The sequence below is a fragment of the Mesorhizobium sp. M0047 genome (assembly GCF_040323315.1).
GTDB lineage: Bacteria > Pseudomonadota > Alphaproteobacteria > Rhizobiales > Rhizobiaceae > Mesorhizobium.
Genome location: NZ_JAMYUW010000048.1, coordinates 1 through 13043, shown reverse-complemented (window position 1 = coordinate 13043; position 13043 = coordinate 1). Strand labels below are relative to the sequence as shown.

Annotated in this window: 13 protein-coding genes; 4 read left to right on the top strand and 9 right to left on the bottom strand. The window is 61.0% G+C overall.

Annotated features, from left to right (window positions below; translation table 11 throughout):
* The first annotated feature begins 35 nt into the window (after window positions 1-35).
* Window positions 36-944: an MBL fold metallo-hydrolase gene (locus NKJ89_RS30580; RefSeq protein ID WP_023760582.1), complete on the top strand. Its 909-nt coding sequence runs from the start codon at window positions 36-38 to the stop codon at window positions 942-944.
* 34 nt (window positions 945-978) lie between these two features.
* On the opposite strand, the gene NKJ89_RS30575 is transcribed toward NKJ89_RS30580, so the two are convergent.
* From NKJ89_RS30575 to NKJ89_RS30555, 5 genes are all read right to left on the bottom strand, one after another.
* A complete protein-coding gene (locus tag NKJ89_RS30575) occupies window positions 979-1833 on the bottom strand; it encodes a phosphorylase family protein (protein WP_245266743.1) in 855 nt (284 codons plus the stop codon).
* 80 nt (window positions 1834-1913) lie between these two features.
* Window positions 1914-2705, bottom strand: coding sequence for an ABC transporter permease (locus NKJ89_RS30570; RefSeq protein ID WP_352608066.1), 792 nt, complete (start codon window positions 2703-2705; stop codon window positions 1914-1916).
* Entirely contained in the window at window positions 2698-3579 is an 882-nt protein-coding gene (locus NKJ89_RS30565; RefSeq protein WP_023760585.1) for an ABC transporter permease, read from the bottom strand. The genes NKJ89_RS30570 and NKJ89_RS30565 overlap by 8 nt, the downstream gene beginning before the upstream one ends.
* Window positions 3576-4616, bottom strand: coding sequence for an ABC transporter ATP-binding protein (locus NKJ89_RS30560; protein ID WP_352608140.1), 1041 nt, complete (start codon window positions 4614-4616; stop codon window positions 3576-3578). The genes NKJ89_RS30565 and NKJ89_RS30560 overlap by 4 nt, the downstream gene beginning before the upstream one ends.
* A 27-nt stretch (window positions 4617-4643) precedes the next feature.
* Window positions 4644-5684 (bottom strand): ABC transporter substrate-binding protein, encoded by a 1041-nt coding sequence (locus NKJ89_RS30555; protein ID WP_352608064.1) that lies wholly within the window; start codon window positions 5682-5684, stop codon window positions 4644-4646.
* A gap of 192 nt (window positions 5685-5876) precedes the next feature.
* Here NKJ89_RS30555 and NKJ89_RS30550 point away from each other — a divergent pair, with 192 nt between their 5' ends.
* Window positions 5877-6875 (top strand): LacI family DNA-binding transcriptional regulator, encoded by a 999-nt coding sequence (locus NKJ89_RS30550; protein WP_352608061.1) that lies wholly within the window; start codon window positions 5877-5879, stop codon window positions 6873-6875.
* Between the two features lie 64 nt (window positions 6876-6939).
* Here the strand turns inward: NKJ89_RS30550 and NKJ89_RS30545 are convergent, their stop codons facing one another.
* Both NKJ89_RS30545 and NKJ89_RS30540 read right to left on the bottom strand, forming a co-directional pair.
* Window positions 6940-7725, bottom strand: coding sequence for a DUF1499 domain-containing protein (locus NKJ89_RS30545; protein WP_352608059.1), 786 nt, complete (start codon window positions 7723-7725; stop codon window positions 6940-6942).
* Between the two features lie 180 nt (window positions 7726-7905).
* Window positions 7906-9534, bottom strand: coding sequence for a fatty-acid--CoA ligase (locus tag NKJ89_RS30540; RefSeq protein WP_352608057.1), 1629 nt, complete (start codon window positions 9532-9534; stop codon window positions 7906-7908).
* A gap of 181 nt (window positions 9535-9715) precedes the next feature.
* On the opposite strand from NKJ89_RS30540, the gene NKJ89_RS30535 reads away from it, so the two are divergent.
* On the top strand, window positions 9716-10072 hold the full coding sequence (locus NKJ89_RS30535; RefSeq protein WP_352608054.1) for a hypothetical protein: 357 nt from the start codon (window positions 9716-9718) through the stop codon (window positions 10070-10072).
* 145 nt (window positions 10073-10217) lie between these two features.
* Window positions 10218-10607, top strand: a complete 390-nt coding sequence (locus NKJ89_RS30530; RefSeq protein ID WP_352608052.1) for a DUF427 domain-containing protein — start codon at window positions 10218-10220, stop codon at window positions 10605-10607.
* A 174-nt stretch (window positions 10608-10781) separates the two neighbouring features.
* Here NKJ89_RS30530 and NKJ89_RS30525 read toward each other — a convergent pair whose 3' ends face one another.
* Both NKJ89_RS30525 and NKJ89_RS30520 read right to left on the bottom strand, forming a co-directional pair.
* Window positions 10782-11528, bottom strand: a complete 747-nt coding sequence (locus NKJ89_RS30525; RefSeq protein WP_352608050.1) for a polysaccharide deacetylase family protein — start codon at window positions 11526-11528, stop codon at window positions 10782-10784.
* A gap of 164 nt (window positions 11529-11692) precedes the next feature.
* Complete coding sequence (locus tag NKJ89_RS30520; protein ID WP_352608048.1) at window positions 11693-12796, bottom strand: glycosyltransferase family 9 protein; 1104 nt, start codon at window positions 12794-12796, stop codon at window positions 11693-11695.
* Window positions 12797-13043: the final 247 nt, after the last annotated feature.

Below are 13043 nucleotides of genomic sequence, written 5' to 3'. Positions count from 1 at the left end.
TGCCGTTCCTGAAACAAGGCACCGATGCATCCGCCATGGCACTCAAGTTCGATACCAGCTTCGATCCCCTTTATGGCAAAGGGGTAAGCGTCGCGCCCGACATCCAGCGCATCACGGCCCGCAATCCGAGCCCCTTCACCTTTCACGGCACCAACAGCTACATCGTTGGCAACGATACGCTGGCCGTGATCGATCCGGGCCCGGACGACGAGGCGCATCTGCAGACCCTGCTTGACGTGATCGCAGGCCGGCCGGTCAGTCATATCCTCGTCAGCCACACGCACCGCGACCACTCACCGCTGGCGGCCCGGCTGAAAGAGCGCACCGGCGCCGTGGTGCTGGCAGAGGGACCGCATCGCCCTGCAAGACCGCTGCATATCGGTGAGACCAATGCGCTCGACGCCAGCGCCGACATGGCTTTCGCCCCCGACATCACGCTTTCCGACGACGAGGTAGTCGACGGCGACGGCTGGTCGATCAGGACCGTTCTGACCCCGGGCCACACCGCCAATCACGCGGTGTTCGCTCTGGAAGGAACCGGCATCCTGTTTTCGGCCGACCATGTGATGGCCTGGGCAACCTCCATCGTCGCCCCGCCGGATGGGGCGATGGCCGACTATATGGCCTCGCTGGACCGGCTGATCGAACGTGGTGACCGTTTGCTGTTGCCAGGACATGGCGGGGCGGTGACCGCACCGCGCGCTTTCATGCGCGGCCTGAAGACGCACCGCAAGATGCGCGAGCGCGCCATACTGGAGCGGGTCAGAGCGGGCGACCGGACGATCGTGGATATGGTCAAGGCGATCTACAGCGATACCGACCCGCGGCTGCATGGCGCCGCCGGATTGTCGGTGCTTGCTCATCTCGAGGACCTGGTGGCGCGCAGTCTTGTCAGCACTGACGGCGACCCGGCTATCACCGGTATCTTTGTGCCGGCGGGTTAGAACCCGGGCACGAGTTCATCCGTGCTCTCGTACGCTAGAAACGGCTGGAGCGCGCGGCCGGTTGGGGCGACTTCAAGCCCTGGCAAGAGCATTCAGGGTTAGCCGGAAGACGTGCCGCGGTCTCCAGCGCAACCCGCGAGGCTGTCATGGAAAGGCTCGGCAACACGTGCTCCTGCAACAATTCCTGGCGGTTGCGGTCCATATAGTCGTTGAAACCTGCGGTCACGAACGCGCATGGCACGAAACACGCGCCGATCTCGCGCGACAAGGTTGCCTCAGGGGCAATTGAATGGTTGAGCACGTCCGCTCCCATGTTCCGATACGCCAGAGCTTCAGCGGGGGTTGTCAATCGCGGCCCGTAGCAGTGGGCAGCGACCAACTGCTGTTCGATGCCATGGACCCGGCATTCGGCAGGCCAATGGCGCCGGGCGGTCTCGGCCAGCAACGCCGCACATCTTGGACATACGATCTGCTTGCCCGAGCAGTCGAAGCTCTGGCGGCCAGGCAGCAGTGAAAACGGGGTCTGCGACAGTTCGATGATATCGGCGCTCACCACCATGTCTCCGGGCTGGATCGCCTTGTTGACGGCGCCGACGGTCGAGCAGGCGAGCACTTGTCGTACACCCGCGTTCATCAGGACCCAGAACGCGCGGCGATGGCAGGAATGGTCGATATGGTCTCGGGGATTGCCGTGCGAATACATGCACAATGCACGTTTCGTTTTACCTTCAGCTGTAATCGACGCATCGAACTCGAGAAGCTTCCAGTTGTCGGAGCGACCGAAAGGCGTTTCAAAACTCATGTCGCGCCGCAAAGTGCGCACACCATCGACTTCGACATCTTCCGGGAAGGCAAGCCCCCAGTTTGCAGAGCCGGTGATGATGGCCAACCCTACCTGAGGTATGTCCGTTGATTGATACGCCAGATCGGCGGCTGGGTGATGATTTGTAGGCATGTTTCCAGTCTCGGTCAGGATTTTCGGCGAAGGGTCACGATCAGGACGACGGCCACGACGATGGCGGTCCACAATGTCGAGATCGCCGCAATGGTCGGATCGATCTGATCGCGCAGCGATAGGAACATAAGCTTCGGCATCGTGCTGTTGCGACCACTTGAGATGAAGATTGAAATCACAGACTCATCAAGCGAAGTCAGAAACGCCATCAATGTCGCCGACGGCAAACTGATCTGAAGTTGGGGAACAATTATTCCGCCAATAGCTCTGGCCCAGTTCGCACCGAGGCTACGAGCCGCCTGAACCTGGTTCCAGTCAAAGCGGGCCAGGGCGGGCAACAACACAATGCATGCGACCGGAATGGCCAGCACGACATGTCCAACCAGCACACCGAACAGCGTCCCGACCAGCCGTTGCGCCGCCAGAACAAAGAAGAGACCGATCGCAAGCAGGATGCCCGGCACAATGGACGGGGTGAGCAGGACGCCCTGAATGGTTACCGCGGCCTTTCCGCCAAGCCGATTTATCGAAATGCAGGCCAGCAGCCCCAGAGGCACTGCGACCATCGCCGTCAATGTCCCAAGGATGAGGCTCGTCCTGAGTGCGGCCATCCATGTCGCCGAACCGAAGAAAGTCTCGTACCAGCGCAACGAGTATGCGCGCGGCGGGAACTCGAGAAGATTGGACGCCGAAAAGGACAGCGGCACGACCACGAGCGTTGGCAACATCAAAAACGCCATTACGAGTGCGGAAAAGCCCCACAGAAAAATGCGGGACAGCCTGTTGTCCGGATAGGCCTCAAGCATGGGCCGCACCGTTGCGCGTCGACAGTCGCCGTGCCGCCAGGAACATCACCCCGATCATCGCCATGACAATGAGGAGCAGAATGCCCAAGACGCTCGCGGAACCCCAATCCTGAAAGGTCGATAGCGTGCGCTCGATCCGGGTAGAGAGAGGATTTACCTTGCCGCCGCCAAGCACCGCCGGTGTGATGAAAAACCCTATGGTGTAGATGAAGACGATGGTCGAACCCGAGAAGATGCCGCCGGCCGAAAGAGGCAAAATGACTGTGCGGATCACTTGCCCGAGAGAGGCTCCCATGCTCGACGACGCGCGAATGAGGTTTGCGTCGATATCGCGCATCGCGGCATAAACGGGCAGCAGAAAGAGCGGCAGCATGTAGTGAACCATGCCGATGAGCGTTCCCGTGAAGTTGTAGACCAGCGGCAATGGCTCCGCTGTCAGGCCTGAACCTGTCAAAGCCGCGTTGATCAGGCCATCGCGCCGCAAGAGCACTAGCCAGCCATAGGTGCGCACCAGGATCGAGGTCCATAATGGCAGCATGACGAAAGCCATCAGCACGTTGGCGACCCTTGGTCTGGCGCTGGCCAGAGCGAGCGCCAGCGGGGTGCCGAGAAGAATGCAGATCGCCAGCGTGGCCAAGGATAGCTCAAGGGTTGTGACGAGTGCCGACCATGTCAGCCCGCTCGAAAGCACCTTCTCGTAATTGCCGAAAGTGTATTCGCCTCCCGTGGTCAGGAAGGATTGCCGGATGATCCACAGGATAGGCAATATCGCCGCCAGTCCAACGATGAACAACGCTGGCAGCGAAAGCGACAGGAAGAACCGCCGCTCGCGCAGGGCGTCTGCCGCGAGTGCGGGATCCGCGGTCGCGGTCACGCTATCGTTTCCGGTAACGGGTGAACTTTCGATGCCGGCGCATAGGCGGTCACCCGCTGGCCGGTGGAAAGCTCGCCGCAGCCGCTGGCCAAGGCTGCCGGAATGCAGACGAGAACCTCTTGCCCGCCGCCATCCAGCACAAGGGTAAGAAGCCAGTTCTCCCCGCGAAACGCCTTGGCGCACAGTGTTCCTTCGAGCGCTATCCCGTCTCGCCCGACGAGCTTCTCATCAAGATGGAAGCTTTCCGCGCGGATCATCAAAGTGGCGCGCGACGCATCGGCGCCATCGATTCTGCGCACCAGGCCTGGGGCCACAATGTTGGCCTCACCCATGAACTCCGCGACGAAGCGGGTCGATGGGCGATCATAAATCCGCTGCGGCGTGTCGATCTGCTGGATGCGGCCGGAATTCATCACCGCAATCCGGTCTGACATGATCAGCGCTTCGCGCTGGTCATGCGTCACATAGATCGTGGTGATCCCCAGATCGTCATGCAGACGCCGGATCTCGTACTGCATGGTTTCGCGCAGGTTCTTGTCGAGCGCCGACAACGGCTCGTCCATCAGCATCACACGTGGCTCGAAGACGATTGCCCGTGCCAGCGCCACCCGCTGGCGCTGACCGCCGGACAATGCGGCAATGTTGCGCTCCGACAGACCTTCCAGTTTCACGCGGGCCAATGTTTCAAGCGCTCGCCGACGGGCCTCCGCCTTCGGCATCTTTCGCAGCGCCAACGGATACGCGACATTCGCCAGAACGTTCATGTGGGGGAACAGGGCGTAGTTCTGGAACACTATGCCGATGTCCCGCTTGTTGGGGGCCAGGCGGGTGATGTCCCGATCCCCCAACAAGAGTTTGCCGGAATCCGGCCGGACAAAACCGGCCAGAGCCATGAGTAACGTGGTCTTGCCCGATCCCGATGGCCCTAGCAGCGTGAGGAATTCGCCAGCTTGAATGTCGAGCGAAACATCATCCAGTGCGACGTAGGTCCCGTAAGACTTGCTGACGCTGTCGATGGTGATCGGGAGCGACTCCATCATCTGCTCCAGTCTTACAGCTGAGACTCAGCGGGCCATCATCTCATCGAAGGCTTTTTGGGCAGCCTCACCGTTCTTGACCCACCATTCTGAATTCGAAAACACCGAAGTGCCGGCATTTTCAGGCGCGGTCGCAAGGGTCTTCAGACGGTCCTCGGGAATAAGGCCACCCTCATAGCCAGCAGGATTGACCGGGCCATAGGCTATGAAGTCGGTCAGCTTCGCCACGCGCGCGGGCTGTGTCATCGCCGCGATGAGCTTCATGGCTGCTTCCTTGTTCGGCGCCCCCTTCGGCACCGCAAGACAGTCGGTGCCAATGACCGAACCCTTGAACGTGTAGTCAGCCGCGCCGCCATCCGCTTTCACGGTTTGGGCCCGCCCGTTCCAGGTAACGACCAAATCCGCCTCACCATCTTTCAGCAACTGCGCCGACTGCGCTCCCGAGGTCCACCACACGGCGACATTTGGTTTGATTGCTTCAAGCCGCTTGATGGCGCGATCCAGACCCTCCGGCGTGCTGAGAACGGTATAGACGTCCGCCGGTGCCACGCCATCGGAGAGCAGCGCGATCTCAATCGAGTCTTGGGCATTGGCACGCAGCGCACGACGGCCAGGAAATTTGGCAACGTCCCAGAACTCCGCCCATGTCTTCGGCGGGTTCTCGCCATAGGTCTTGGTGTTCCACGACAAGACGGTGCCATAGGAGTCGAACGGATAGCAGTAGTCGGACTTTGCGCCAGCCGGCACGGCCTTTGGGTCGATGATCTTGTAGTCGAGCGGCTCCAGCAGCGATTGTGCGGCGGCCTGCGCGCCTTCCGGTGAGCCCAGGTGAATGACGTCGGTTGTGACCGCACCCGAGGTGACCTGCATCTTCAGGGCGGCCAAGCCGTCGCTTAGGGTCTCCTCACGGACATCATAGCCAAGCTCTTTTGCAGCAGGGGCCCACATGGCCTCCTTCATGGCGTTGCCATAGTCGCCGCCCGCGGTCGTGATGGTGACTGATTGGGCATGGACGGGCAAGGCTGCCGAGATTGCGAATGCTGTTAAGGAAATGCGTAGCCAAGACATAGGTTCTCCTCCCCAATCTTTTACGAATGGTGCCTGAAAGGCCCGTTTATTTGTAATCGTAACGTTACGATTTCACCTTAATGCAAGGGAGTCAAGCTGCTTTCCACGGGAGTTCCAGATTGACCGGGATGTCGAATCCGGTAACGCTATGGAGGTCAGCAATCAGCCGGCGCTTTCGAAGTCGGGCGAACAATGGCCAACCTAAAGCAGATAGCGGCGGAACTTTCCCTGTCGGTGACCACGGTGTCACGCGCTCTGAAGGATGGGCCGGAAGTACAGCCCTCGACCATAGCCCGCGTCAAGGAGGTGGCTAAGCGGGTTGGCTATGTGCCAGATCATCATGGTCGTGCGCTGAAAACCGGTCGGACACTGACGCTGACGGCAGTGCTCCCGATGGAGACACGAGACCATCTGTCCGATCTGTTGAAGCTTCCCTTGATCGAAGGCATGACGCTGGCTGCCCGGCGAGCCGGTTATAGTGTGTCCATTTATTCCACGACTCCCGACGACGATCCCGTTGAGAGTGTGCAGCGGCAGCTTCAGGCGCGCAGCACAGACGGACTGATCATCACGCGCATGGTGTCGGGCGATCCGCGCGTCAAGCTGCTGCTGGATCAACGCATGCCATTTGTCGCGTTCGGAAGAACCGACGTGGATGTCGCATATCCTTATGTTGATATCGACAACGAACAGATCGCCTACGAGGCGACCCTGCGGCTGATGGAAAAGGGCTGTCGACGCATTGCACTGCAACTTCTCGTTCCGGAAGATCAGACGAGTGCCATGCGTCTTTCCGGGTATGGAAGGGCAATGGCCGAGGCCGGCATCCCAATCGACCAATCACTGATCGGTCATGGTATGTTCACGATGGAATTGAGTGCGGCCTGGTTCGATCGCATGCTGGCGTCGTCAGATCCGCCGACAGGCCTGGCATGCGCCAACGAACTGGGCCTTCTAGGAGCGTTACATGCTCTTGGCAGAAGAGGTCTCGTGCCAGGCAACGACGTCCACATTGTCAGTCGTGACAGCACGCGGCTGGCACGCTTCCTGCCGGCAAAGATCGGTGTTCATTTCGTAGATATGGCGGCGGTTGGACGCAAGCTTATCGAAGTCCTGGAGAGTCGGATCGTCAATCCGCTTGGGCCGTCGGCGGCGATCTTGCTGCAGGGCAGATACGAGCCCGCCGAATAGTCGGCAGCAGGCTCAAGCCGAATCTCCACGGCGACAGGCGGATCCGCCTAACAAGTTCTGAACATCACTCGGCGGGCGCCGCACCAACCTGACCGGCGACTTCCTGGTCGAGTTCGGCGAGGAAATCGACGATGCGCGCGGCGTTGTCGCCGAGATCGAAGCGGCCGTATCGCGAAGCTGACCGCATATCGACGATGACCGCATCGCCATCGTCGGTCACGCGGATCGCAACGTCGGCCGGAAGACCGATCACGAACCCCTTGGCGACGGCGGTGATGGTGACATCGTTTTGCCCGGCGAGGTCAGGATAGGGTTCGGACAAATCCCAATCGCGCCGGTCAAGGACGGTTTCGACGGCATTGACGACAGTCTCGAATGGCAGGGCGTAGCTGCGTGCACTGACCAGCGGATAGCTATCGGTCTGCAGCCGCTGTTCGCCAGGCGTCGACGGGGAAAGCACGTTCATTTCTTTCGTCCGGTCACCCACGTCGAGCGCCGGCGGCTCGTCGAAATCCGTCGAGATATCCCTGAGCGGCGGGTAGATTGTCGCCCAGTAGGCGGCGACGCCGTAAGGTGCGAGCACCAGCAGCGCCAGGAGGGCGCCGACCGTCAGGTCGCGACCGCCGCGGTCGCCGAAGTTCCAGAGCCTCGAAAAGGCGAATCCGGCAAACAACAGCGCCAAGGCCGCCAGCAACGCGACAATGCCCAGCACCCACAGGAAGGCCGGTGTTTCGACGAGGTCAAAGCGGTGGCCGACGAAAACGGTCAGCAGCAGCACCGCCGAAAAAGCGGCCGTGCGCCGCGACCAGCCGGCCGCCCTCGACGTTTGCCGATCAGGAATGCTAACCATCGTCTTCTGTGCTGCCCCTACCCGAACGGAGACTTAGAACGGTTCACCGTTTCGCGGACCCGGCAAACCGCTCCATCGCCTTGTTTTGACGCAATCCCAAGGGAAAACGCTATGCGCTTTTCCTTGAATTGCTCTAGTGCCTTTTTGCGGCCACTTGAAGCCGAAACGCGCGACATCCCGTCAATCCGTCGGCAAGCGATAGTCCTTGAATTGCTGGCGCAAGGTGATCTTCTGGATCTTGCCGGTGGCGGTGTGTGGAATTTCGCTGACGAAGGCGACATCGTCCGGCATCCACCATTTGGCAACCTTGCCGTCCATGAAGCCGAGAATGTCCGCTTTGGTCGGTTCCTTGCCCGGCTTGCGGACAATGACCAGCAACGGCCGCTCGCCCCATTTCGAATGACAAACGCCGATGGCTGCAGCCTCGGCGACATCGGGGTGGCCGACAGCCAGGTTCTCGAGGTCGATGGTTGAAATCCATTCGCCCCCGGATTTGATGACGTCCTTGGCGCGATCGGTGATCTGCATATAGCCGCCGGCGTCGATGTGAGCGACGTCGCCGGTGTCGAACCAGCCGTCCTCGTCGAACTGTTCTGGGCCCGCACCGCCGTAATAGGCGCGGGCAACGGCCGGTCCGCGCACTTTCAGGCGGCCAAATGTCTTGCCGTCCCAAGGCTGTTCCTTGTTGTCGTCATCGGTCACCTTCATCTCGACGCCGAAGGGCGGATAGCCCTGTTTCTGCTGGACATCGAGCCGGGCATCACCCTCAAGCCCGGCATAGTCCGGCTTCAAGGTGCACAGCGTGCCGAGCGGTGACATTTCGGTCATGCCCCAGGCATGGATGACCTGGACATTATAGTTCTGCTGAAACTTGGACATGATCGCGCGCGGGCAGGACGAGCCGCCGATGACGACCTTGTTGAGATAGGGAAGCTTCTTGCCGGTCTCCTCCAGATGCTGCAGCAGCATCATCCAGACGGTCGGCACGGCGGCGCTGAAGGTCACCTTCTCGGTGTCGAGCAGTTCGTAGATCGAGGCGCCATCCATCTTGCAGCCAGGCATGACCAGCTTGGCGCCGATCATCGGTCCGCTCTGGCCAAGCCCCCATGCATTGGCGTGGAACATCGGCACGACCGGCAAGATCGTATCACGCGACGACAGGCCCATGGCATCGGGCATGGCAGCGATCATGGCGTGCAGCACGTTCGAACGATGGCTGTAGACGACGCCCTTCGGATCGCCCGTGGTCCCCGACGTGTAGCACATGCCGGCGGCGGTGCCTTCGTCGAAGCTCTTCCAGGCGAAGTCGCCATCCGCCTCGTTTAGCCAGTCCTCGTAGGCGACCACGTTGGGCAGTGTCGTCTGAGGCAGGTGCGCCTTGTCGGTCAGCACGACCACCCGTTTCAGCGACTTGACGACGCCGGCGATCTTCTCGAGCAGCGGCAGGAAGGTCAGGTCGACGAAGACAGCCTTGTCCTCGGCATGGTTCATGATCCAGACGATCTGCTCGGGAAACAGCCGCGGATTGAGTGTGTGGTAGATGGCGCCGATGCCCATGATGCCATACCAGGCCTCGATGTGGCGCGCGGTGTTCCAGGCGAGCGTAGCGATGCGATCGCCCAGGCGATAGCCATCACGCTCCAGCCGCTGGGCGACTTTCAGGGCGCGACGATGGATGTCGGCGTAAGTGGTGCGCACGATCGGCCCCTCGATCGATCGCGACACGATCTCGCGCACGCCATGCTGCCGCTCGGCATTGTCGATGAGCTTGTGGCAAAGCAGCGGCCATTCCTGCATCAATCCCAGCATTCGATCCTCCCTTCGCGCTTTTGTGTGCGCTTTTCGGGCCATTGTGGAGCGAACCGCCGGATTGTCCAGCCGCCATGACGGTCGAGCGCTGCATTGGTGGAAAACCGCCACAATCCGGCCATCCTCGGCGTTAAGCTTCGTTAACGGGCAAGGGAGCGATTGGCGACTGAAAGAGGTTCGCATGGACGCGCAACTCGACGACAAGACCCTCGAGAGTACGCTTGCCGAAAGTCTGACCGATCTGGTGCCAGACGCAAAGACTGTTTCCGAAGACGAATTTGTCGAAGTTGTCGGCGGCGCGCTCGAAGCGGTCGGCGGCACGCTGCTGTTCAAGATGTGCGTCCAGAACCACGGCGAAGGCCAGCATGTCGCGGCCGCATCCGTCGGCGACGGCGGCAATCGCCAGTTCCTGCTGCTCACCCTGCCGACCGGCGGCGGCCCATTGAAGGTCGAAACCGCGTCGAGGAGCAGCAACCCGGTCGCCGGCATCGCTGCTGCCTATGCCGGTCTCATGGACGTGTTCAAGGCCGCCGCCTGATTGCTGGCGACAGGTATTTCAATTTGCTTCGGAGGCACGATCCGTCTTTTTCGGCCGATTGGGGCCTGCGTGGTGCATGGCCACCGCCGGCCTTGAACAATGCCCTTGCGCGACACATCTGAAAAATCGACGCAAGGAGACCCGCATGGACCAGATCACCAACCCCGCCCCCGGTTTTCAACGCAATCCCGACAAAGTCATCACCATCGAGCCGTTTGCCGGCACAGTCACCGTGCGCGCCGGAGACACGGTCATCGCTTCATCCACGAGGGCCAAGGTGCTGAGTGAGCCCCCCTATCCCGCGGTCTTCTACATTCCGTTCGCCGACATCGATTTCGGCAAGCTCGCCGGCACCGAACACTCGACCCATTGCCCCTACAAGGGCGATGCAAGCTATTGGAGCGTGCTGCCTGCCGGCGAAACCGGCCAGAACGCAATGTGGGCCTACGAGCATCCTTTCGACGAAATGGCTGAGATCCGCAACCACGGCGCGTTCTATGCCAGCAAGGTCACGATCGAAGCCAAACCGGACTGACCGACTTTCGAACCCAGGCGAACTCGGCGTGAGGTGCGTTGAGATTCAGGTCAGGCCTAGTCGAGAATGCTGGGTTCCGAGAACCGGAACGGAGCGGACTTTTGGTCCGTGAGTACCGGAAGCGCAGGAAACCAACATTCGCAGGCCGGCATCACCTGAATATCAATGCACCGGTCAGTCGGTGGTGCCGTGATCGCCAATGCCATCGGCATTGGCATCGTCGAGCCGCACAAAGGTCAGGCCCTTGGCCTTGAGCGCCAGGAGCCCCTGCACCACGCCTTCGCCGGCGGCATGGGTCGGCTGGTTGATGTGCGAGATAATCACGTCACCGTCCTTGGCCACCGCAATGCGCCGCGCGGTCTCCTTGGCGCCAAGCAATGAACCGCCGTCGCCGTTTATCGAGAAGCCCGCGATCTTGAAACCAAGCTTGCGGATCATGGCGATTGCCGACGGGCTGTATTCGGCGGTTGCGCCCCGAAACCATTTCGGCGCCGGCTCGCCGGTCCCGGCAAGAGCGGCGGCACCCGATTCGACCTCGGCCAGCACCGCATCTGGGCTGCCGGCGCTGCGGATGCCGTAGATCTTCCTTGGCGTATCGACCGCCGGGATATGATGGCCGCCGTGATTTTCAAGCTCGAACAGATCGGGATGGGCGCGCATGATCCCGACGGCAGCGGCGTTTCGCTTCAGCCAGATGCCGGTCACGAAAATGGTGGCGGGGATCTTGTTTTCCACTAAAGCCGAAAGAATCCGGTTGTCGGTCTGTCCGCCGCAGGCATCGAGCGTGAGCGCAACCCGGCCGGCTCCGCTCGTCTCCGCCCTGATGTGCAGCGTGGGCTCGACGAGCGGCGCGGCATGGCCGGCGGATACCATCGCCAACGACATGGCGATCATGCAGAGATTTTTTCGCAGCAGGCGCATCAAACCTAATTCCTGACCGGTCGTTTCAAGCCGGCATGCCAAGACCCGCATGAAGGCGGAAATCGGGATGGTGGATAGCAGGAAAGTGGCTGTCGCGACAATTTGACCGTTCGTGTGGTGAAAAGGCCATTGCGGCGATAGCGGTTGGCTGCGCGACGACGATGTCAGATGGCGCGTCCTAGCTTCATTTCGGTGCGCGAAAGAACCTCGCGCACCGCGTCGACAACCGGCTTGACCTCCAGGCCCCAGACGCAGCAGGCCTTGCTGGGATCCGGCGCGCGGCAGAGGCCCTTGGCCAGGCAGTTGCAAGGCATCGGCGGCTGGAGCGAGATGCTGGGCACGCCGACAGGACCCCAGCGCGACGGACGCGTCAAACCGAACAGCCCGACAACCGGGGTTCCGGTGGCGGCAGCCATGTGCATCGGGCCGCTCTCGTTGCCGAGAAACAGCCGGGCCTGCTTCAGCACCGCCAGCAGACTTTCGAGCGACAGGTCCCCGACGAGATTGACGACCGACGGCGCGGTCCCGGCGACGATACGTTCGGCAATCTCCCGCTCGTCCGGGCCGCCCACCAGGACGACGTCCAGATCGGTTTCGCCCATAATCTCGCCGATCGCAGCGGCAAACCGCTCGGGCTGCCAGCGTCGCCCCTCGAAGCTTGCACCTGCATGCACGGCGATGAAGGCGTTTGGCCGCAGGTGGTGCTTGCCCAGCAGCGCCAATGCTTTCGCCGTCTCCAGCGGCAGCGGCTGAAGGCTCGGAATCACCTTGCGGAGTTCAATGCCGAGCGCTTCGAGCGGCGAGAGGTAGCGGTACAGAAAATGCTGGCCATCAAAGCCGTAGGGCTTGGCAAAGATATTGGCGGGCTGGCGCTCCAGCATACGCAAGGGTCTTTCGGAAGGATTGTAGCCGACGCGGGTCTTTGCGTTGACGAGCCCGCTGACAATGCGCGACGTCTTTGAATCGGTCAGGTCGATCGTCAGGTCGAAACGGAACCGGCGTAACGCCCGCACCATGGCGTAAAGCTCTTTCCCGCGCTCGAGGTTAGTGCCGCGCATACGGGCGCGCCGAAACGTGACCACCTCCGAAGCGATGCCATGAGCGATCACGAAGCTCTCGAAGCTAGCCTCGCACAGAAATACGACTTTGGCGCCGGGGAATTCGAGCCGCAGGTTTTCTGCAAATGTCGAGGCGAGGACGAGATCTCCGATGAACTTCGTTTGGATGACCAGGATAGAGCGGAACGGCACGGGTGAGGTCTGCAACATCTGCTTCCGGGGACAATTGGCGGGATAATCGCAAATTGGGCGGGAACAGTGGCGAGATTATGCAATGCCTTCAGCACGTTCGTGTGACTTGGCTTACAAAACGGTAAGCTCAGCCTGGATAGACTATCCGCGGCCTGACTTAGCAGGCTGTTGAAGAAGTCCATTTGCGGGCGATGAAGTCTGCTTCGTCGCCGCGTTGGAAGCAGATTTGTCCGTTGATAGAGCCGTCTGGCTGGATTTCAGCCCA

Coding starts and splice junctions, on each gene's coding strand:
- NKJ89_RS30555 (WP_352608064.1), bottom strand. CDS start 5,684: ATGTCTTGGCTACGCATTTCCTTAACAGCATTCGCAATCTCGGCAGCC.
- NKJ89_RS30535 (WP_352608054.1), top strand. CDS start 9,716: ATGGACGCGCAACTCGACGACAAGACCCTCGAGAGTACGCTTGCCGAA.
- NKJ89_RS30540 (WP_352608057.1), bottom strand. CDS start 9,534: ATGCTGGGATTGATGCAGGAATGGCCGCTGCTTTGCCACAAGCTCATC.
- NKJ89_RS30530 (WP_352608052.1), top strand. CDS start 10,218: ATGGACCAGATCACCAACCCCGCCCCCGGTTTTCAACGCAATCCCGAC.
- NKJ89_RS30560 (WP_352608140.1), bottom strand. CDS start 4,616: ATGGAGTCGCTCCCGATCACCATCGACAGCGTCAGCAAGTCTTACGGG.
- NKJ89_RS30580 (WP_023760582.1), top strand. CDS start 36: ATGGCACTCAAGTTCGATACCAGCTTCGATCCCCTTTATGGCAAAGGG.
- NKJ89_RS30520 (WP_352608048.1), bottom strand. CDS start 12,796: ATGTTGCAGACCTCACCCGTGCCGTTCCGCTCTATCCTGGTCATCCAA.
- NKJ89_RS30545 (WP_352608059.1), bottom strand. CDS start 7,725: ATGGTTAGCATTCCTGATCGGCAAACGTCGAGGGCGGCCGGCTGGTCG.
- NKJ89_RS30570 (WP_352608066.1), bottom strand. CDS start 2,705: ATGCTTGAGGCCTATCCGGACAACAGGCTGTCCCGCATTTTTCTGTGG.
- NKJ89_RS30550 (WP_352608061.1), top strand. CDS start 5,877: ATGGCCAACCTAAAGCAGATAGCGGCGGAACTTTCCCTGTCGGTGACC.
- NKJ89_RS30525 (WP_352608050.1), bottom strand. CDS start 11,528: ATGCGCCTGCTGCGAAAAAATCTCTGCATGATCGCCATGTCGTTGGCG.